This window comes from Photobacterium sp. S4TG1 (genome assembly GCF_036040035.1).
In the GTDB taxonomy this organism is placed as follows: domain Bacteria; phylum Pseudomonadota; class Gammaproteobacteria; order Enterobacterales; family Vibrionaceae; genus Photobacterium.
The window spans coordinates 165,474-186,108 of record NZ_JAYXUH010000001.1; the positions used below are offsets into that span (position 1 = coordinate 165,474).

A 20,635-nucleotide genomic window follows, 5' to 3' on the forward strand; every position below is an offset into this window, starting at 1 on the left:
ATTAACGGTTTTCTTGAATGTGGCGGAGCTGCTTGGGTATTAGAGGATTTGAGCCTGCTTTTATGTAAACGAAAAAAATCGCTAATTTTCATTAATAGCTTTCTTGAATGTGGCGGAGCTGCTTAGGTATTAGAGGATTTGAACCTGCTTTTATACAAACGAAAAAAAGCCGCTAATAAATAGCGGCCTTTTAATGTGTGGCGGAGAGATAGGGATTTGAACCCTAGATACGCTATAAACGTATGCTGGTTTTCAAGACCAGTGCTTTCAACCGCTCAGCCATCTCTCCATGGCCGTTATAGTAATAATAACCTTATCAATTGTAAAGTCTTTATAGCGCAACCGCTTAAATATCAGGCAATTATGCGGTTATTTTTGTTCAAAACCACAATCAGTTAAAAATCGCATAAAGCCATAGTTTTCTAGCCATGCTAATTGTTGCTCAGAACTGACTAAAAAACGACCACTAAAGTTCACGCCATGACCCGACAAGGTTTCTACTTGGTTCTTAACTCGTGGAATAATCAACATCCAACGTTCAGTCAGTAAAATATTATAAGGTAGACATTCAGCGAGTCCATTCACTAACTTAGTGGTATTTAACTGTAGAGATTCCATTGCAACCAAATAATCCTCATAGAGCTGGTTAGGATTTAGAACGGTATATTTAAAAACCACATGTTTAAACGGCAACAGTCCATTTACTATCTGAGATTCTAAAGGAATAGCTGTTCTCACAAGCTGCATGTGACGATGCATTTGGCTAGAGCCAGCATCATGCCCTGCATTAAAGAAACCCAGCACATCACTACGAGTGATACCTTTAACCCACGCCGTAAAATCGGCTAAAGTTAGCACCGATGTTTGTGGTATATAATCTTTGGCACAAACCAGTAAGTGAGGAACTACGATTGGAAAACGATTTAATAAACACACATAATCCTTATCCATATCCGTTATATAATCACAATGGGTATATGGTGCAACAAAAGGATCTTGTGCCGAAACAGCAGGAGAATGTTTAATTTTCATATTATCAGTAAGTAAATTAACAATATAGTTAACCCCTTGTTGCTGATAAATAATATCGTCGCTCGTTAAAGGTAATAAATCACCACAACCAAGCGCTACTTTCGTTTTTTCCTCACAAGCATTCCAAAGCATTATCTTATTCCTACTTTTAAATTACGCGTCGCTTTCTTCAAAACAATCGTCACAATTTTGCAGTTCTATTTCATGATTAAAAACAACGACACCTTCAGCTGTCATGTGCTCTGATATTTGATCATCAATATCAGCAATCACAGTTGATTTAATCTTGCCGTGATTAATTTCAGGTTCAGAATAGTTATAATAATTTAAAAGTAGGTAATCTTTCGCTTCATCTGCTGTACAAATAACCTGTACGGTAAAATAGGGTTTGTAATCACTACTACGTTGCTTCAGCATTACATCAATTTGATCAACAATATCAGCCTTCATGCTTGGTGTTAACCAACCAAGATCAGTTTTAGCCTGATGTACGTGACAGTTAAAACAAGGCAGTTCATAAGTATAAAACTGGAAGTTAGTCATATTCATTTTCCTTAAATTCCATTCTACTTATAAAATTATGCTTATTTACTTGTTTTTACTAGCATTAAAAATGCAATGTTGAGTTGTAATTACCGATGTCCATTCGTTATTAATCTTCGCTACTTATGAGTAATAACTCAAAACGTTCATTGCCTCGTAAATTTTCAAAATCATCCTCATCAGCGGCTAATTCTCGTAATGATGTACTGTCTCTAATCGCTCGTTCAAGGTCTGATATGGCTTGTTCTTCCACACCTAAACAAGCATAGGCACAAGCGCGTTGATATAAAGCATGAGCGTTTGTATCATCGACTTCTAAGACTCGATTACACATACTTAATGCCCAGTGAAACTCTCGCATTTCCATTGTGGCATCAGCTTTATAAGTTAATGCTTCTAAATCACCAGGGCGAACTTTTAGTATCTCATCATAGATTTCTAATTTTTGTTCTGGTGTTTGAGAGCTTTGCGCTCGAAGCCATAAATTATGTACTTCATTAATTTTTTCTATTTCACGGTTATTTTCACTAATAATGCGTGTTTTACGCTTTAAATCCCGTTCTAACGCTTTAAATTTTTGTTCATAACTTTCAGAAATATCTTTTAATTGTACTTCAGCCATACGTTTAGTATTTTCTTTTATTTCACGCATTGATTGCCAGCCAATAAGCGCGATGAGAGAAGCAACACCTGCAATAATATAGAAAAAGTAAGTGACAGTAACATTCGCGTAATTCATTGATTTATCAGCAACAGATAGTTCTCTATCCGTTATATCTCGCGTAATTCGTCGTTCAAGATCTTGCTGATCCATTCGAAGAGACTTCAATTCATCAAGTACATACCGTTCAATCATTGGCTTTTCATAAATACTCTGTTCGGAATAAGGTTTTGCTTCATCTCCATTAGTGGCATGAACAACCGATACTGGAAATATAAAACAAAGCATTACAACTCCTAACAGCACTTTAAACATAAACGGCAACCTTTCACTAATAAACGGGTATTACAATAAAATGATAAATAAACATAACATCTTTTGTTTTTCTCATTGTCATGTTGAGATTTAAAATCAATAAAATACGAAAAAACATTATATTTTTTAAAAAATTAGCAGCAAAATCTCGTTTTAGCAAAAAAGTATCGAGGATTAATGATTAATTACCATTAAAGAAAAAATTCGTTCTAGGATTATTAAGGACCTCAATTAACCTCTCATATATGGATATACAGGAGAGCATATGAAGAGTAAAACAGATAAATCACTGTGGCTAATTCCAGTAAGCATTAGCTTATTAATCGCATTTTTAGGCGCTATCATACTAATCCATATGATGTAACATCGTCATTAGAGACTTTACCCCTAGCACCATACTAAGCATTATCTTTTCTCTTATTATTCGTCTCGTACATCAAATGAAGTTTATGCCGAATGAAACTGAAATGGATATAAAAAACCCTCTGTTCACTCATTCAAATAAACGGTGTTTTAACAGAGGGCTTATTGTTAATGCGCAATGATTTTGCGAATGATTATTTTACATACTCACCACGGCGTAATGCATCAATACGTTTGTCTAATGGCGGATGAGTCATAAATAATTCAGATAATGATTTTTTACCATTAATACCAAACGCCATCATTGAGCCTTCTAAATGCGGTTCTTGGCTCACTTTTAAACGCTCAAGTGCCGCAATCATTTTGTCACGACCAACCAGGTTTGCAGACCCCGCATCAGCATAAAACTCACGATGACGGCTGTACCACATAGTCAGGATACTCGCGAGGAAACCAAATAATACTTCCATAATTGAAGATACGATAAAGTAGGTCATATAACTACCGCCACCCTCGCCGTCTTCACTATTACTATTAACGCCACTAATGGCACCAGCAACAAGACGAGAAACAAAAATAACAAAGGTATTTACTACACCTTGCATTAAGGTCATCGTGACCATATCACCATTAGCAACGTGGCTTATTTCATGAGCTAATACGGCTTCAGCTTCATCACGAGTCATGCTATGTAGTAAGCCTGTTGATACTGCAACTAATGAATCATCACGTTTTGCTCCAGTGGCAAAAGCGTTAATATCAGGCGCATCATAAATAGCGACAGTTGGCATACCAATTCCAGCTTGTTCTGCTTGGCGAGCCACTGTATTGATTAACCAATGTTCAGTTTCATTACGCGGATGTTCAATTACAACACCGCCTACTGAACGTAATGCCATTGACTTTGACATCATTAAAGAAATTAATGAACCGCCGAAACCAAACAAAGCCGCCATTACTAACAATCCAGAAAGGCTGCCTGGTTGCATTCCTGTTACCGCATATACAATATTAAGTACAATACTGAACACCAACATTACGGCAAGGTTCGTTGCTAGAAACAACGCAATACGTTTCATATCTATCATTACTCCAATTGAAAGAATATTATTTGTTTGGATTTATACCTTATAAGACTCTAATTTTTCATCTTCTTGGTACATTCAAGTGACTATTACTGACTATATTCGAATAATATGGCTGTAAATTAAAGTGTTAAATTGTTACTAATTCTTATTTCATTCAAATACCCCTCATATGGCGACAAAATAAGTATAAAATATAACCAGCAACAACCAAATAAAACTAATATTTAAATGACACGTCATTTTTACAAGTACATATAATCATGAAAATAAATACGGATTAGACTTTGGTCGTATTGCTTTCATAGTTTAACTCTATTATTGTTTACATATTGTTATGAAACAATACACACAAAGAAAGAGTGAAACAGGGAGGGTTCATGGCTAATAATGAGAGTTATCAAGTTGCTATAGATATTTTGCGTTGCCATCTTGGAATGTCCATGGATGAAGCACGTAAAGAATTAGGCCTTGATCAAGCTGGTAATCCAGCACCAACAATAGAAACACCAGAAATACTAATTGGGCTTAATTCACCTAATTAGTTTATCTCTATAATTAAAACAAAAGGCACATTACGTGCCTTTTGTTGCTTTGATAACTGCCCTTTTTAGTTCAATACTGTCAAATCTATATATGCGCCTAAATTTGATGTTTGATCATGAGATAAATAAGGAATCTCAGCAATTTTCTTTCCTGGTAACTGCTGCTCTAACCACGTTATCATTGCTGTATAATTATCTGTTTTAGGTTCGATACAATTTGCAATCCATCCTACAACAGGTAACCCATCAGCTAAAATCGCTTCGGCGGTTAATAAAGCATGATTTAAGCAACCAAGTTTGACGCCTACGACGAGAATAACAGGTAACTGCTCTTGCTTTACCCACGACGACAAATAATCAGTATTATTTACGGGTACTCGCCACCCTCCAGCACCTTCAATCAGTACACAATCGGATTTGGTTTTAAGGTGCGCTAAACCTTGCGATAAAACATCAAATTTAATGGCTTTACTTTCTTCTGCTGCGGCAATATGTGGTGATACAGGGCGATAAAAACCATAAGGGTTCACTTCATCATAAGTAACACTTACGGGTGATGCTTGCTGAAGCAATAAAGCATCACTATTACGAAGTCCTTGTCGTGTTTTTTCACAACCCGATGCAATAGGCTTATATCCTACTATGGCAATGTTTTTTTGCTGTGCCGCATTTAAAATGGCACAACTGCAGACAGTTTTACCGACATCAGTATCTGTTCCTGTAACAAAATACGCTTTATGCATTTTTTAATACTCCAAAACACACCTGATAGGTCGCGGGCAATAATCCATTATTTGAGCGGTATTTATTGTATGCATCTTCTAACTCCATGAATGTCTTGCGCCCAACTAACCCTGATTGACGGTGTTGCTGTAAATGGGTAGCCCCAATGCCTTTTAAATCTCTCATCAATTTCATCGCGGTTGAGTAATAGACGGCTATTGATGTGTATTCTAATACTTCAATTGTTAAGCCTGATTGTGCAATTTCTACTTCAATACACTGTTGCGATTTAAATGTATTAACATGCTGTTTATCATCAATATTCGACCATGCGCATTTAAGCTCATTTAATGATCCGTCCATTAATGTGGTAAAGAAAATAACACCACCAGCTTTAACAACACGTTGTAACTCTCGTAACGGTACACTCAAATCATCACACCACTGTAATGCTAAATTACTGAATGCAAAATCATAGCTATCATTTGCCATTGCAATATTTTCAGCATCCGTCTGTAAATACAGACAATGATTTCCGCACCTTTTATGTGCTTGTAATAACATTTCATTAGAGAGATCTGCCGCCGTTACTGCAAACCCTTGTTGTTGTAACTTGGCACTGAAATATCCTGTTCCACAACCAATATCAATCACTGAGGGATTAGAACATTGCACTTGCTGCATCGACATTAATTCGATCAATTGATGCCCAACTTGGCGTTGAAATGCGGCGGATTTATCGTAATGCTGAGCTGCACGTCCAAAAGCATTCGCTATCGCCAACTTTTTCGATTGTTCAATCGCAGTTGCAACTGTCGCTATTTTATTCGACATCGATTACCTCATTCATCGCTTTAGCCAACTGACGAATGTCATTTTCACTATGGTTAGCTGTTAATGTTATTCGTAATCGCGCACTATGTGGTGCAACGGTTGGTGGACGAATAGCCCCCACTTTAATACCCCGTTGCTGTAATTGAGCCGCGATGGCCATTGTTTGACAACTATCACCAATAATCATCGGTTTAATCGGTGTGATGGTTGGTATAAGACCTAAATTAGTATCAAGATGATGCGTTAAAGACTCAGACAATGCTTGTAACTTTTCTCTTCGCCAAGATTGAGTCTGTATTAAAGTGCAAGCCTCGCTTAATGCAACCGCTTGAGCCGGGGGCATCGAAGTTGAATAGATATAATGGCGAGCAAATTGCACTAAATATTCCGCGGTATCTTGGCTACACAATACTGCCGCACCTTGTATACCAAAGGCTTTACCAAAAGTAATAATCAATATATCGGCCTTTATGCCTGCTTGATGACAACTTCCTTGACCTTCATCGCCTAGTACACCACAACCATGGGCATCATCAACCATCAACCAAGCTTGATGTTGTGTTGTTATTTCTCGTAATGATGTTAACGGCGCACAATCGCCATCCATGCTAAAAACACCTTCCGTTACCACCAGTGATGCAATGTCTACCCCTACTTTTGTTTTTGAGAGTTGCTGTTGTAACGCCGCCATATCATTATGAGCAAAACGTTTCATTTTCGCAGGTGATAGCATTCCAGCTTCAATTAAAGAGGCATGATTAAGCCTATCTTGAAACAACTGATCTTGCGCTTGTAATAAAGTAAACAACACCGCTTGATTAGCACTAAAACCACTACTAAATAATAACGCCCGTTGATAACCCAACCATTCAGTTAATTGTTGTTCTAAATCTGCATGTGGCATCTGAAAACCAGCCACTAAAGGTGATGCCGTACTACCCGCACCATATATCGTCAATCCTTGTTGCCAAGCAGTGATAATTTTAGGCTCTTGTGCTAACCCAAGATAATCATTACTAGCAAAATTTAATTCAGATGAATTTATATTATGACACTGTAACTGCCGGTAAAGACCTTGTTGCTGGCGGGCTATGAGTGCTTGTTGGTGACGTTGATTAAAGAGAGGCATCATAAAATATGTCATCTTTTGTTGGTCGTGCGACAACCTGTTCTACGACTTGCTCTAATAATTCTTGTGCTTGAATATCATCAGGTTTTGCTGCTTGGTGTTGGCTGTTAATACCCAATTTGGCAAAAAGTTGCATGTCTTTATCTTCACCTGGGTTTGGTGTGGTTAACAATTTACAACCATAGAACACAGAATTTGCACCCGCCATAAAACACAAAGCTTGCATTTGCTCATTCATATCTTCTCGCCCAGCAGAAAGCCTTACTGCTGAATGTGGCATAATAATTCGAGCAACCGCAATAATTCTAATAAAATCAAATGGGTCAACACTCTCTGCATTTTCCAGTGGCGTCCCTTTCACTTTAACTAGCATATTAATCGGCACACTTTCAGGATGAACTGGCAAGTTAGCTAATTCCACCAACAGTCCTACACGATCTCGCGCGCTTTCTCCCATTCCGATAATGCCACCAGAACAGATTTTCATTCCCGCATCACGCACATGTGCCAAGGTATCTAATCTATCTTGATAAGTTCGTGTGGTAATAATATTGCCGTAATACTCAGGAGACGTATCAAGATTATGGTTGTAATAATCCAACCCTGCCGCCGCTAATGTCTGAGCCTGATCGGTCGTGATCATACCTAATGTCATGCATGTTTCTAGCCCCAGTTTTTTAACGCCTTGCACCATATCAAGTAAATATGGCATATCGCGATCTTTAGGGTTTTTCCATGCAGCTCCCATACAAAAACGTGTTGCTCCTGATTGTTTGGCTTTCAGCGCAGCATCCAATACACGATCAACTTCTAATAAACGCTCTTTTTCTATATCAGTACGATAGTGTGCGCTTTGGGGGCAATATTTACAGTCTTCAGGGCAAGCACCCGTTTTAATAGAAAGTAATGTGCTGACTTGCACTTGATTAGGCTGATGAAATTGACGATGAACCTGTTGCGCTTCAAAAACTAAATCCATAAACGGTTTCTGAAATAAAGCTTGTACTTCCTCAACAGTCCAATTGCTACGAACGTCCACAATACATCCCTCTTTTATATTTTTATTATTCAAAAACACTTTACTGTTGATAAGTATAAAAACGATGTAGAGCCGCTTTTATGCTGATATCACCCGTGTAAAATTTAACCAAATAGAGATTTACTCACCTTTTAGTTGTTGGCTAGTCTACTAATAGTACGTAGACTGTCAACCTTGAATGATAATTTAGGTTTACTAGTGTGCATAAAGAACTCGCAATCGATATTGAATTCGATCACCGTCATATTTGGCATCCTTACACATCAACCATCAACCCGCTCCCTTGTTACCCTGTAACACATACAGATGGAGTGTATCTTACTCTTGAAAATGGCACTCAATTAATTGATGGTATGGCTTCGTGGTGGTCAGCCATTCACGGCTACAGCCACCCACACCTAACAGCGGCGGCTAAAGACCAACTAGATAAAATGTCACATGTTATGTTTGGCGGCATCACTCACCAACCTGCAATTGATCTCTGTAAAAAATTAATATCAATGACACCACAAGGCTTAGATACCGTTTTTTTAGCCGATTCTGGTTCAGTCGCAGTTGAAGTTGCCCTTAAAATGGCATTGCAATATTGGCATGCTAAAAGTGAATCTAGATCTAAATTTTTAACTCTTAGACATGGTTATCATGGCGATACTTTTGCAGCTATGTCAGTCACAGATCCAGATAACTCAATGCACAGTCTTTATAAAGGCTTTGTTCCTGAACATATTTTTGCAGATTCACCTCAGTGTGGCTTCTGGGATGAATGGAATGAAGATGACATTACCGATTTTTCCAATAAATTAGCACAGCACCACCAACATATTGCTGCCGTAATTTTAGAGCCGATAGTGCAAGGTGCTGGAGGAATGCGTTTATATCATTCGACTTATTTACGTCGAGTACGTGAATTATGTGATGATTATGGCGTGTTATTAATTGCGGATGAAATTGCAGTTGGTTTTGGTCGCACAGGAAAGCTGTTTGCTTGTGAGCATGCCAATATTAGTCCAGATATTATGTGTGTGGGCAAGGCACTCACTGGCGGGTATATGACATTATCGGCAACGATCACCCATAAAAAAATTGCAGATACAATATGCAGTGGCGACGCCAAATGTTTTATGCATGGCCCAACATTTATGGGTAATCCCCTCGCCTGCGCCGTAGCTACCGCTAGCCTTGAAATACTAGAACAAAATCAATGGCAACAACAAGTTATATCAATAGAAAAACAGCTTGCAAATGAACTTCCCCCTATTGCGACACTTGATAAAGTAAAGCAAGTACGCTGGTTAGGGGCTATTGGTGTAGTTGAATTACATCAACCTGTCGATATGGCTGAAATACAACAAGCCTTTGTAAACGCTGGCGTGTGGATTCGTCCTTTTGGTCGACTTATCTATATTATGCCCCCTTATATTATTACATCAGCACAGCTGTCATGTTTGACTCAGGCAATATATCAAGTACTAAATACATAATGCTATGTGGCTAAACAGCCTTTTATTTTACCCTAGTATCATAAAGCAGACATTGTTCTATTCTTGTCTGCTTATACTGATTAAAGGTGCCCGACCAACATAATAATAACCATATCTCGAGCGACTATTTACTTATCATCAATATGTCTGATTTAGGGTTATTATTATGCAATTACCACTTTTCCCTGTTGATATTTATTTACTGCCTAATGGTATTTGTAAATTACAGATTTACGAACAACGTTATATGCGCTTAGTTAAACTGGCTACCGCTAATAATCATGGTTTCGGGCTCTGTATGCAAATTGATGACAATCTTTGTCATTTTGGCACTCGTGTTATTATTACTGACTTTGATCCACTGCCCAATGGATTCATGAGTATCACAATCCAAGGCACCGAAATGTTTTTGATCAATAATCACTGGCAAGAGCATGATCACCTTTATATAGGGGATACTTCACCAGTGCCTAACTGGCACAGTAAAAATATTGCTTTTATTGATCAAAATATTTCAGATCACTTAAAAAAACTGTTTCAACAACATCCAGATCATGCAAGTTATTATCCTGAACCTAAGTTTGATGACATTACTTGGGTGTGCCAACGGTGGCTCGAAATTCTGCCATTAGAAGTGAATCAAAAGCAATGGTTCATGAGTCGTAACGATTGTAGTGCTGCACTATCTTTCTTGCATACCGTGATTACAACTTCCCCCAACGCTGAATAAGCACTTATTCTTAAAAATCACACATCAGCCATACATGTATTTATGACTGAATATTTATTATGTTTAATAGTAAAAGACATTATCCTTTAAAATAATATTAATATGTTATTATTTAATTCAATTAATATATTTAATAATTACCAAAAAGTATTTATTATATTTCATTCAAGCACATTAATTGCATTATTACCCGCATAAGAGCCTTGTTTTTTAGTTAAATAAGCACCGTAGTGATAATCATTATCCTTACCGATGAGCAATGATTTTATTAATTAAAATAATCACTTAAAATATTAGCTTATGTATGCAAACATATTGTTTCCAATAATGTTCTAATCACACAACTTACTTGGTAGCATGACTTTCATAACAGCTTGATTTTTTAATAGTATTTAAATTTTAATTACTAATCGAATTTATATTCACATCACATTTAATTAATTAGTATGATAAATACAGAAAAAAAATAGATAGAAAGTTTCTTTTTCATGCCTACAATAATCTCCCCACTGAGGTAATCAGTACAAAAAATACTATTCACATAGTAATAATAATTAAAAATAAAATTCGTCTGTTTGAATACGGAATAAGACGACTCAGCCAGGGAAAAAAAACATGCTTAATCTAGCAATATCTGTCATTCCAATTTTATTATTAATTTGGATGATGACAAAAAAAAATGCGCTACCTTCACATGTTGCATTACCTTTAACAGCATTACTTATTGGTATTTTACAATTAATTTATTTTGGCACTAGTGGACGTTTATTAGCTGCGAATATTATTTCAGGATCTTTATCAGCGCTTACACCTATCTCTATTATTGCTGGTGCGATTTTATTAAATCGAACCCTCTCAATTTCAGGCTGTGAAGATGTTATTAAACAATGGTTAGAAGGGATTAGCAAAAACCAAGTCGGTCAGTTGATGATCATTGGTTGGGCATTTGCTTTTATGATTGAAGGCGCATCAGGTTTTGGCACCCCCGCAGCTATTGCGGCTCCGATTCTTGTTGGACTGGGATTTAACCCACTTCGAGTTGCCATGTTAGCGTTAGTCATGAACTCAGTTCCCGTTTCTTTTGGTGCTGTGGGAACTCCAACATGGTTTGGATTAGGAAACTTAGGACTGTCTGATGCAGAACTACTTCATGTAGGTAGCTTATCTGCCATCATGCATACAGCGGCAGCAATTGTTATTCCTGTTATTGCCTTAACCTTTATTGTTAGTTGGCAACAAATTCGTCGCAATATTATTTTTATTCAACTGAGTATTTGGTCATGTACGATCCCTTATGTATGGCTTGCACAATGGAACTATGAGTTCCCAGCACTTATTGGTGGTGCTATTGGTTTAACATTATCAATACTGTTTGCACGCTACAACATCGGCCTAGAAAAGAAAGCACCAATAGATACAGAAAAAACAACGGTTACTTTGCCATTTGGGCGCGTGTTTAAAGCTATGGCTCCCACCCTGTTACTGATCGTTATTTTAATTGTCACTCGAATTAAACAATTAGGATTAAAAGGCATGTTAAATGACGCAACTCCGATGTGGAATTTCCACTTAGGCTTTGCAGACTTACATATTAGCCAAGCATTGATTATTCATATTAGTCAGATTTTAGGCACAGACACAGCATGGGCATACAAAACGTTATATGTGCCTGCATTAATCCCTTTTTTCTTGGTTGTTTTTGTGTCGATTCCTTTTTTAAAGATGAACAGACATCAAGTAACAACAGTATTTAGCGACACCGCATCACGAATCAAAACACCTTTTATCGCTCTTGTTGGTGCCTTAATTATGGTGAAATTCATGATGATTGGTGGTGATAATTCCCCCATCATGACAACAGGTAATGCATTTGCACATCTACTAGGGAAGAATTGGCAATATTGTGCCGCTTATTTAGGAGCATTAGGCGCATTTTTCTCTGGCTCGGCAACGGTTTCTAATCTAACTTTTGGCGCGATCCAACAAAGTATTGCTCATACTGTCGGCTTACCAGAAACGATCATTTTAGCCTTGCAGTCGGTCGGTGGTGCGATGGGTAATATGGTGTGTATAAATAACATTATTGCAGTATCAGCCATACTTGGTATTGCCAATAAAGAAGGCTACATCATTAAGCGAACAGTTGTACCTATGATTTTATATGGCGTAATTGTCGCGATAGTAAGTACATTCCTTTAACCACTGAATAAAAATAGGTTGGCATACTGTGTGAAGATGCCAACCGCTAGTTTAACGTCAACATTTCAGGCGCCTTTACGCCATTGGAGCAATAAAATGAAGGTAAACTTTTTTGTCACTTGTCTTGGCGATACCGTAAAAGCAGAAGTTGCTAAAAAGACGGTACAACTGCTTGAGCAATTAGAGTGTGAAGTGATTTTTCCTGAACGCCAAGGGTGTTGTGGTCAACCCGCATTAAACAGCGGTTATATTGAAAAAAGCAAACCTGCAATGAAAAGCATGATCGAAGCTTTTGAAATCAACGATTATCCGATTGTGACACCTGCAGGCTCGTGTGCTGCTTCTGTGAAGAAATACCCTCATTATTTAGAAGATGAACCTGAGTGGGCTGCCCGCGCACAAAAAGTGGCTGACCGCTTATTTGAATTAACTCAATTTGTTGTTCGTCAATTAGGGGTAGAAAACGTCGGTGCACGTCTTAAAGGTAAAGGGGTTTACCACCCGTCTTGTAGCCTTATTCGTAAATTAGGCGTACGCGAAGAGCCACTAATTTTACTTAATAATGTTGAAGGCCTTGAGCTGTTACCTATCGATAACCAAGAAACTTGTTGTGGTTTCGGTGGTACTTTCTCCGTCAAGATGTCTGAAATCTCAGGTGAAATGGTGACTGAAAAAGTACAGCACATTAGCGCAGTTAAACCTGACTTCTTAATCGGTGCCGATATTAGTTGTTTATTAAATATTGGTGGTCGTATTAGCCGTGAAGGTCAACCTATTAAAGTAATGCACATTGTTGATGTGCTGATGAGTCGTTAAGAGGTCATTATTATGTCAATGAAAACTAGCAACGTTAAATTTAAAGATCGTATTCATCTAAAAATGAAAGACGAATCTATGCGTGCCGCTGTTGCCAACGCACAAGAACGTATGTTTAAAAGCCGTGCCGTTGCAGCTGAAAAACTCGGCAACTGGGAAGAGTGGCGTGAAATGGGCATGGATATTCGTAACCATGTACTGGAAAACCTTGATTACTACTTACAACAGCTTAGTGAAAATGTAGAAAAAAATGGTGGCCATGTTTTCTTTGCTGCAACAGCTGAAGATGCAACCAACTACATCGAAACGATTGTAAAGAAAAAGAACGCCAAGAAAATCGTAAAATCTAAATCAATGGTGACTGAAGAAATCGGTATGAACCAGATGATTCAACGTAATAACTGCGAAATCATCGAAACCGATTTAGGTGAATATATTCTACAAGTTGATGATTGTGATGCACCCTCACACATTGTCGTACCTGCATTACATAAAAACCGCACCCAAATTCGCGAAGTGTTCAAAGAAAAGCTCGGTTATGACGGCACCTCAGATCCTGAAGCCATGACCCGCTTTGTCCGTGAGCATATTCGTCATGATTTCCTTGAAGCCGAAATCGGTATTACTGGGTGCAACTTTGCGATTGCAGAATCAGGTACCGTTACTTTAGTAACAAACGAAGGTAACGCACGTCTAGCCACCAGCTTGCCAAAAACACATATCGCTGTCATGGGGATGGAGCGTATTGTTCCAACCTTTGAAGAGTTTGATATTGTTGCTAGCCTATTATGTCGCAGTGCTGTTGGTCTACCGTTAACAGGTTACGTAACCGCATTAACGGGTCCACGTGAAGGTGATAACTGTGATGGTCCAGAAGAATTCCACCTTGTTATTGTCGATAATGGTCGTTCAAAAATTCTAGGCTCAGAATTCCGCCCAATTCTACGCTGTATCCGTTGTGCTGCGTGTGTTAACACTTGCCCTGCTTACCGTCATATTGGTGGCCAATCTTACGGCTCAATCTATTCAGGTCCAATTGGTGCAGTATTATCACCACTACTTGGTGGCTATGAAGATTTTAAAGACCTACCTAATGCCTGTAGTTTATGTCGTGCTTGTCATGATGTGTGCCCAGTAAAAATTCCATTATCTGATTTATTACTCAAACACCGTCAGATCATGGGTGAAGAGAAAATCACCGCTTCATCAGAACGTGCCGCAATTACTGGCTTTAATTTTGTGAATGCACACCCTTTTATCTGGGACAAAACAGTTAAAATCGGCGCAATTATGGCTGGAAAACTGATTAAAGATGGCAAGCTACCCTTTAAAGTTGGCTTACTTAACGCATGGACACAAACGCGTGATTTACCAACACCAACAGGTCAATCATTCCGTAGCTGGTTTAAAAACAGAGATGACAAATAAGGAGCTTCCGCATGTCAGAGCAACGTATTTTTAACCGCGATAGCTTCCTTGATAATATCGCCAAACAACTTGGTCGTGAGCGTATTACAACACCGATAGTACGTCCAAACCTTAAGTATAACTGTCACAAAGACGTCTTTGCCGGTAAAAGCCAAGATGAATTAAAAGCTATTTTAGTGGATTACACTGAAACAACATTAGCCTCTCAGGCAGTGGTTACAACAAAAGATAAGCTGACAGAAACATTACGTAATGTATGTTTCCACTATTGCACTGATGATGGCGAAGGCCTTAATCCTATCGGAGAAACCATCTTTACAGCGGATAATCGTCTATTAGATATAGTAAATCCGAAAGATTTAGCTGAAAAGCAACATGGTGTCTACATCTGGGATCATAGTGCTGGTTATGATGCAAATATTGCAGTTGCAGAGCGAGCTAAAGTCGGCGTAGTATTCGCAGAACAGGCATTAGCTGAATCAGGTACTATGGTACTTTATAGTCAAGCAGCACAAGGTCGAGCCGTTAGTTTGCTCCCTGAAGCCTCTGTTTTCATTGTGCCTAAAAGTAATATCGTTCCTCGTTTAACTCAAGCGACAGAACTTTTACATCAAAAAGCACAGAATGGTGAACGTATTCCATCATGTGTGAATTTTATTTCAGGTCCGAGTTCGACTGCAGATATCGAGCTGATCAAAGTTGTTGGTGTGCATGGGCCCGTCTTTGCCACCTACATCATTATTGATGATATGTAATTTTACTTATCACCAATAGTGATAAACAAACTAGCAGGATGCTAGTGGTTAAGCACTTAAACGGGAATATGAAAAAACGCAGTTATCGGACTGCGTTTTTTTTCGCGTATAATTCAGCTATTAACAGACTATTGGAATATTGACATGCCTGCTATTGATGATCTCGTTCTTTTTACTCAAGTCATTGAGTATGGCTCATTCAGTAAAGTTGCTGAATTAAATAACATCACTAAATCTGTCGTTAGTAAACGCATCAGTAAACTTGAAACCAGCTTAGGGCTACAACTTATTTATCGTACGACCCGTAAGCTAACACTGACAGAGCCAGGCGAAGTGCTCTATCATCGCGCCAAGAGTATCAGCAATATTGCACAAACAGCCTTTGACTCAGTAACCGGTTATAGTGAAGCACTGTCAGGCAAAATTCGCATGTCAGTCCCTACTATTTCAGGAGAACTAGTACTAGCTAATGCTGTCTCTACCTTTTGCCAAAAACACCCTGGTCTAACGGTTGATATGTCGCTAAACAACCACTTTGTTGATCTTGTCGCTGATAATTATGATCTGGTGATCCGTACGGGTTATTTGGAAGATTCTAGCCTTATTGCACGCCATATTTTCAATTCACGTTGGGTAATCTGCGCTTCACCAGCTTACTTTGAGCAACACGGTACACCAGAAACACCCAAGGCACTCAATAGTCATAATTGTTTAGGCTATAACCCACAGAGTTCAGGTCCTTTTGACTGGCAATTTATTCGCCAAAATAAAATCTACACTCATAAAGTCAGTGGTAATTTTTCATCAGATAACGCTGCAGCTTTAAAAAAAGTGACATTAGCTGGTAATGGTATTGCTTACTTACCTACCTGCTTAGTGTATAACGAATTACAGCAAGGCCAATTAGTTGAAGTCTTAGCCTCACATGCGGGAAAAGTCGTCGGAATTTATGCAGTCTATCCCTATACTCGAAAACCTGCCAAACGCATTCAAGCACTTATTGAACATATTCGAGAGAGTTATATGGAAATTAAAGAGCAATTTTAGCCATCAATTAATTTCATCAATAAATGTCCGTCATAAAGAGCTTGCTTTACTAATGCCGCACCAGGCATCGTAGCTTGAGTATAAAAGCGGCTTTCTTGAAGTTCTAGATCGCGATTATAAATAGGCAATGTTTGAGAAATAACACACTCCATAATTGCAGGATATAACACAGATTTTGCGCGATTTAATTCTCCACCAATTAAAATACGTTGAGGATTAAATAAATTCACCATAATCGCTATTGCCTGGCCAAGATGATGCCCAAGATCAATAATAATTTGACGAGCAAGGGAATCACCAGCTACCGCGGCATCACAAAGCGCCTCAATGGTCAAAGTTGAAGCTGTGAGTATTGATGAATGCCCTTCTTGTAAACGGGTAAGAGTTTGCTCTAAAACGGCACTCAAACTTGCTACCGTCTCTAAGCAACCATGATTACCGCAAAAACAACGTTTGCCATAAGGTTTAACTTGAATATGTCCCAACTCACCTATATTACCAGTACGACCTTGCAGCACCGTATCATCTAAAATAATGCCAGCCCCGACTCCATTGTGCACAGACACTAAAATCGAATTTGAAATGCCACGCGAATTCCCAAATAGCTTTTCGGCTAATGCCCATGAACGAGTATCATTACCAACAAATACAGGTAATCCTGTTGCTTGATGAATAATATCGCTTAATGGTAGATCCTTAATAGTATAATGCGGCATTTGTAAAACAATACCATCAGCTGCATTCACTAATCCAGGAAGCGAAATTGCAATGGCTGAAATACGATCAAGTGCACTTACATGATTGGCAAAAAATGTATTAATTTCGAGTAACAACTTTGTAACCACATCATCTTGCTCAACTTGATTAATATTTTGGCGCTCTTCCACTAAAATATCACCACTCAATGAGTGTAAGGCAATCGTCAAATAACCTCGCCCCAATCTAATCGACAAAAATTGCCAACCTTCATTTGCAGGAACAAGTCCTATCGCTGGCCGTCCACGACTTGTAGATTCTTGATATTGTGTTTCTTTTATTAAATGTGCTTCAATTAATTCTCGAGTGATCTTGGTAATACTTGCTGGTGCTAATTGGCTACGTTTAGATAATTCAATCCGCGAAATAGGTCCGTACAGATCAATAAGTTTATATACGCTCCCGGCATTATTTCTTTTTATATGATCAATATGACCTGGCTGAGCGACATACATGTCGATACTCCTAGAGGAAAAACAGCGATAAATATCATTCTATTTTCAATTTTTTTACTTTGCGAAGTAATTGTGAAGTCTCTTGTACTCAGGACGTGACAGCCGTCACGAGGAATCCATAAAGACTTCCGCTTTCGCTTCTGACATAATGATAAATCGGCATTTCGCCGAGTATAAATTCAATTAGTAAATTTAATCTCCTCCGTGCTTTTGCTAAACGTCATTCACAGGTGGCAGCTAGATTACGATATCCAAAAGTAACGATAGAGAAGTATGAGGTTACGCGTGTACAAAATTAATGAAGTCTTCGAAACTATTCAAGGTGAAGGTGTATTCACTGGTGTTCCTGCTATTTTTGTTCGTTTACAAGTTTGCCCTGTAGGTTGCTCATGGTGTGACACTAAACAAACATGGACTGCTGAAGCTGAAGATTTAGTCAATGTTGAACGTATTATGATTAAAACCGAAGACTCTCCACTTTGGACCAAACTTGACGCAAATGGCATCGTTGATCTATTAGTTGAGCAAGGCTACACCGCCAAACATGTGGTGATCACCGGTGGCGAACCGTGTATTTATGATCTACGTCCACTGACAACAGCGCTAGAAAAATCCGGCTTTAATTGCCAAATTGAAACCAGTGGTACTTCAGAGATTTTAACCAGTGATCAAACGTGGGTAACGGTGTCTCCTAAAATCAATATGAAAGCAAAACTACCTGTATTATCGTCAGCGCTAGCACGTGCAAATGAAATCAAACATCCCGTTGGCACTCACAAAGACATTGAACAATTAGACGCTTTGCTAGCCCCAGTAACACTGCGTACTGATGTTACAATAGCACTGCAACCTATCAGTCAAAAACCACGAGCAACAGAACTATGCATTTCAACATGCATCGCGCGTAATTGGCGTTTATCAATTCAAACCCATAAATATTTAGCGATTGCTTAACCCTCAGCATTTTCATCCCATGCCATAATATCAACAAATAACAATGCAATGATAAGAGAGGTTTTGCTTATCATTGCCAAAACGATCATTTCTTGACCAACCTTCTGTATAAATTCCCACTTTCCTTCATCAATTTATCAATCTAATGAGATCAATGCTTGATGCTTGACGTAAGAAAGGTAATATTACTTATACAACGATATCTTTAAGCACGTAATACTTTAATTCCAAAGTGAAGTGCCTAAACGGAGAATAACTTAAACATGACTTACGCGCCTGTAACAGACGTATTAAGCGGTAAACTTGCTGTAGACAGTGAAGTCACTGTTCGCGGTTGGGTTCGCTCACGTCGTGATTCCAAAGCTGGAATTTCTTTCCTTGCCATTTATGACGGCTCTTGTTTCGACCCGATTCAGGCCGTGGTCTCTAATGAGTTAAATAATTACCAGGAAGAAGTTCTTAAATTAACAACTGGTTGCTCTGTTGAAGTCACAGGTACAATTGTTGCCTCTCCTGCTAAAGGTCAAGATTTCGAATTAGCAGCAACAGCCGTTAAAGTTGTTGGCTGGGTAGAAGATGCAGAAACATACCCAATGGCTAAAACACGTCACTCTATTGAGTATTTACGTGAAGTTGCACACCTACGCCCACGTACTAACGTAATTGGCGCGGTTGCACGTGTCCGTAACTGTCTATCTCAAGCGATTCACCGTTTCTACCACGAGCAAGGCTTCATCTGGATGTCAGCACCACTTATCACAGCGTCTGATTGTGAAGGTGCTGGTGAGATGTTCCGTGTGTCTACGCTAGATATGGCAAACTTGCCAATGACAGACAAAGGCGAAGTGGATTTTGACAAAGATTTCTTTGGCAAAGAAACATTCCTAACAGTATCTGGTCAATTAAATGCTGAAACTTATGCTTGTGCCCTAAGTAAAGTATACACATTTGGTCCAACTTTCCGTGCTGAAAACTCAAACACCAGTCGTCACCTAGCTGAATTCTGGATGGTTGAGCCTGAAGTTGCTTTTGCTGATCTAAACGATGTAGCAAAACTAGCTGAAGATATGCTGAAATATGTATTTAAAGCTGTACTTGAAGAGCGCCGTGACGATCTTGAATTCTTTGCTTCTCGCATTGATAAAGACGTTATCACTCGTCTAGAGCAATTTGTAACATCTGATTTTGCACAAGTAGACTACACTGATGCAATCAAGATTCTTCAAGATTCTGGTCGTCAGTTTGAGAACGATGTTGAGTGGGGCATTGATATGTCTTCTGAGCACGAGCGTTTCCTTGCTGAGCAACACTTCAAAGCACCAGTAATTGTGAAGAACTATCCAAAAGACATCAAAGCGTTCTACATGCGTATGAACGAAGATGGCAAAACTGTTGCAGCAATGGATGTACTTGCACCTGGTATTGGTGAGATTATCGGTGGTTCACAACGTGAAGAGCGTTTAGAACAACTTGATGCACGTATGATTGAAATGGGCCTAAATCCTGAAAGCATGGGCTGGTACCGCGACTTACGTCGTTACGGTTCAGTACCACACTCAGGCTTTGGTCTAGGTTTTGAACGTCTAGTCTCTTACGTAACGGGCATGAGTAACATCCGTGATGTTATTCCATTCCCTCGCACACCACGTTCTGCAAACTTCTAAATACTCCGTGTAATTAGTCGTAAAAAAACCATCTTCGGATGGTTTTTTTGTTTACAATCAATACAAACATAAGATCAAATA

General features: G+C 38.7%; 19 protein-coding genes and 1 tRNA gene. 10 read left to right on the plus strand and 10 right to left on the minus strand.

Annotated elements, in window-relative coordinates:
* Positions 1-198: 198 nt before the first annotated feature.
* The 5 genes from VXS03_RS00870 to htpX form a co-directional block, all read right to left on the minus strand.
* Positions 199-289: transfer RNA gene (locus VXS03_RS00870), tRNA-Ser, on the minus strand.
* Between the two features lie 80 nt (positions 290-369).
* Positions 370-1,164 (minus strand): phosphorylase, encoded by a 795-nt coding sequence (locus VXS03_RS00875; protein WP_327761449.1) that lies wholly within the window; start codon positions 1,162-1,164, stop codon positions 370-372.
* Positions 1,165-1,185: 21 nt separating this feature from the next.
* The gene (locus VXS03_RS00880) at positions 1,186-1,575 is read right to left on the minus strand and encodes a hypothetical protein (protein WP_327761450.1); all 390 of its coding nucleotides are present in this window, start codon (positions 1,573-1,575) and stop codon (positions 1,186-1,188) included.
* A gap of 109 nt (positions 1,576-1,684) precedes the next feature.
* Positions 1,685-2,524, minus strand: coding sequence for a TPR end-of-group domain-containing protein (locus VXS03_RS00885; protein ID WP_327761451.1), 840 nt, complete (start codon positions 2,522-2,524; stop codon positions 1,685-1,687).
* Between the two features lie 584 nt (positions 2,525-3,108).
* On the minus strand, positions 3,109-3,993 hold the full coding sequence (htpX, locus tag VXS03_RS00890; RefSeq protein WP_327761452.1) for a protease HtpX: 885 nt from the start codon (positions 3,991-3,993) through the stop codon (positions 3,109-3,111).
* Positions 3,994-4,379: 386 nt separating this feature from the next.
* On the opposite strand from htpX, the gene VXS03_RS00895 reads away from it, so the two are divergent.
* On the plus strand, positions 4,380-4,544 hold the full coding sequence (locus tag VXS03_RS00895; RefSeq protein WP_327761453.1) for a hypothetical protein: 165 nt from the start codon (positions 4,380-4,382) through the stop codon (positions 4,542-4,544).
* Positions 4,545-4,609: 65 nt separating this feature from the next.
* Here VXS03_RS00895 and bioD read toward each other — a convergent pair whose 3' ends face one another.
* From bioD to bioB, 4 genes are read right to left on the minus strand one after another with little or no spacing between them, the layout of a single operon-like run.
* Positions 4,610-5,287 (minus strand): dethiobiotin synthase, encoded by a 678-nt coding sequence (gene bioD, locus VXS03_RS00900; RefSeq protein ID WP_327761454.1) that lies wholly within the window; start codon positions 5,285-5,287, stop codon positions 4,610-4,612.
* On the minus strand, positions 5,280-6,101 hold the full coding sequence (gene bioC, locus VXS03_RS00905; protein ID WP_327761455.1) for a malonyl-ACP O-methyltransferase BioC: 822 nt from the start codon (positions 6,099-6,101) through the stop codon (positions 5,280-5,282). The genes bioD and bioC overlap by 8 nt, the downstream gene beginning before the upstream one ends.
* Positions 6,091-7,230, minus strand: coding sequence for an 8-amino-7-oxononanoate synthase (bioF, locus tag VXS03_RS00910; RefSeq protein ID WP_327762020.1), 1,140 nt, complete (start codon positions 7,228-7,230; stop codon positions 6,091-6,093). Before bioF ends, bioC begins: the two co-directional genes overlap by 11 nt.
* A complete protein-coding gene (gene bioB, locus VXS03_RS00915; RefSeq protein WP_327761456.1) occupies positions 7,217-8,269 on the minus strand; it encodes a biotin synthase BioB in 1,053 nt (350 codons plus the stop codon). Before bioB ends, bioF begins: the two co-directional genes overlap by 14 nt.
* A 200-nt stretch (positions 8,270-8,469) precedes the next feature.
* Here bioB and bioA point away from each other — a divergent pair, with 200 nt between their 5' ends.
* The 7 genes from bioA (at position 8,470) to VXS03_RS00950 (ending at position 16,725) form a co-directional block, all read left to right on the plus strand.
* Positions 8,470-9,750: an adenosylmethionine--8-amino-7-oxononanoate transaminase gene (gene bioA, locus VXS03_RS00920; protein ID WP_327761457.1), complete on the plus strand. Its 1,281-nt coding sequence runs from the start codon at positions 8,470-8,472 to the stop codon at positions 9,748-9,750.
* A 166-nt stretch (positions 9,751-9,916) separates the two neighbouring features.
* Positions 9,917-10,480 carry an LON peptidase substrate-binding domain-containing protein gene (locus VXS03_RS00925; protein WP_327761458.1) on the plus strand — a complete coding sequence of 188 codons (564 nt, stop codon included), beginning with the start codon at positions 9,917-9,919 and terminating at the stop codon, positions 10,478-10,480.
* A gap of 615 nt (positions 10,481-11,095) precedes the next feature.
* The gene (locus VXS03_RS00930; RefSeq protein ID WP_327761459.1) at positions 11,096-12,679 is read left to right on the plus strand and encodes an L-lactate permease; all 1,584 of its coding nucleotides are present in this window, start codon (positions 11,096-11,098) and stop codon (positions 12,677-12,679) included.
* A 96-nt stretch (positions 12,680-12,775) separates the two neighbouring features.
* A complete protein-coding gene (locus tag VXS03_RS00935; protein WP_080156633.1) occupies positions 12,776-13,495 on the plus strand; it encodes a (Fe-S)-binding protein in 720 nt (239 codons plus the stop codon).
* 12 nt (positions 13,496-13,507) lie between these two features.
* Positions 13,508-14,923, plus strand: coding sequence for a LutB/LldF family L-lactate oxidation iron-sulfur protein (locus tag VXS03_RS00940; protein ID WP_327761460.1), 1,416 nt, complete (start codon positions 13,508-13,510; stop codon positions 14,921-14,923).
* 11 nt (positions 14,924-14,934) lie between these two features.
* Entirely contained in the window at positions 14,935-15,678 is a 744-nt protein-coding gene (locus VXS03_RS00945) for a LutC/YkgG family protein (RefSeq protein WP_327761461.1), read from the plus strand.
* Positions 15,679-15,822: 144 nt separating this feature from the next.
* Entirely contained in the window at positions 15,823-16,725 is a 903-nt protein-coding gene (locus VXS03_RS00950) for a LysR family transcriptional regulator (protein ID WP_327761462.1), read from the plus strand.
* Here VXS03_RS00950 and mlc read toward each other — a convergent pair.
* Positions 16,722-17,936: a sugar metabolism global transcriptional regulator Mlc gene (gene mlc, locus VXS03_RS00955; protein ID WP_327761463.1), complete on the minus strand. Its 1,215-nt coding sequence runs from the start codon at positions 17,934-17,936 to the stop codon at positions 16,722-16,724. The two genes, VXS03_RS00950 and mlc, sit on opposite strands and share 4 nt — an antisense overlap.
* Before the next feature lie 273 nt (positions 17,937-18,209).
* Here mlc and queE point away from each other — a divergent pair, with 273 nt between their 5' ends.
* Entirely contained in the window at positions 18,210-18,890 is a 681-nt protein-coding gene (gene queE / locus VXS03_RS00960) for a 7-carboxy-7-deazaguanine synthase QueE (protein WP_327761464.1), read from the plus strand.
* A gap of 263 nt (positions 18,891-19,153) precedes the next feature.
* Entirely contained in the window at positions 19,154-20,554 is a 1,401-nt protein-coding gene (asnS, locus tag VXS03_RS00965) for an asparagine--tRNA ligase (RefSeq protein ID WP_327761465.1), read from the plus strand.
* The last annotated feature ends 81 nt before the right edge of the window (positions 20,555-20,635 follow it).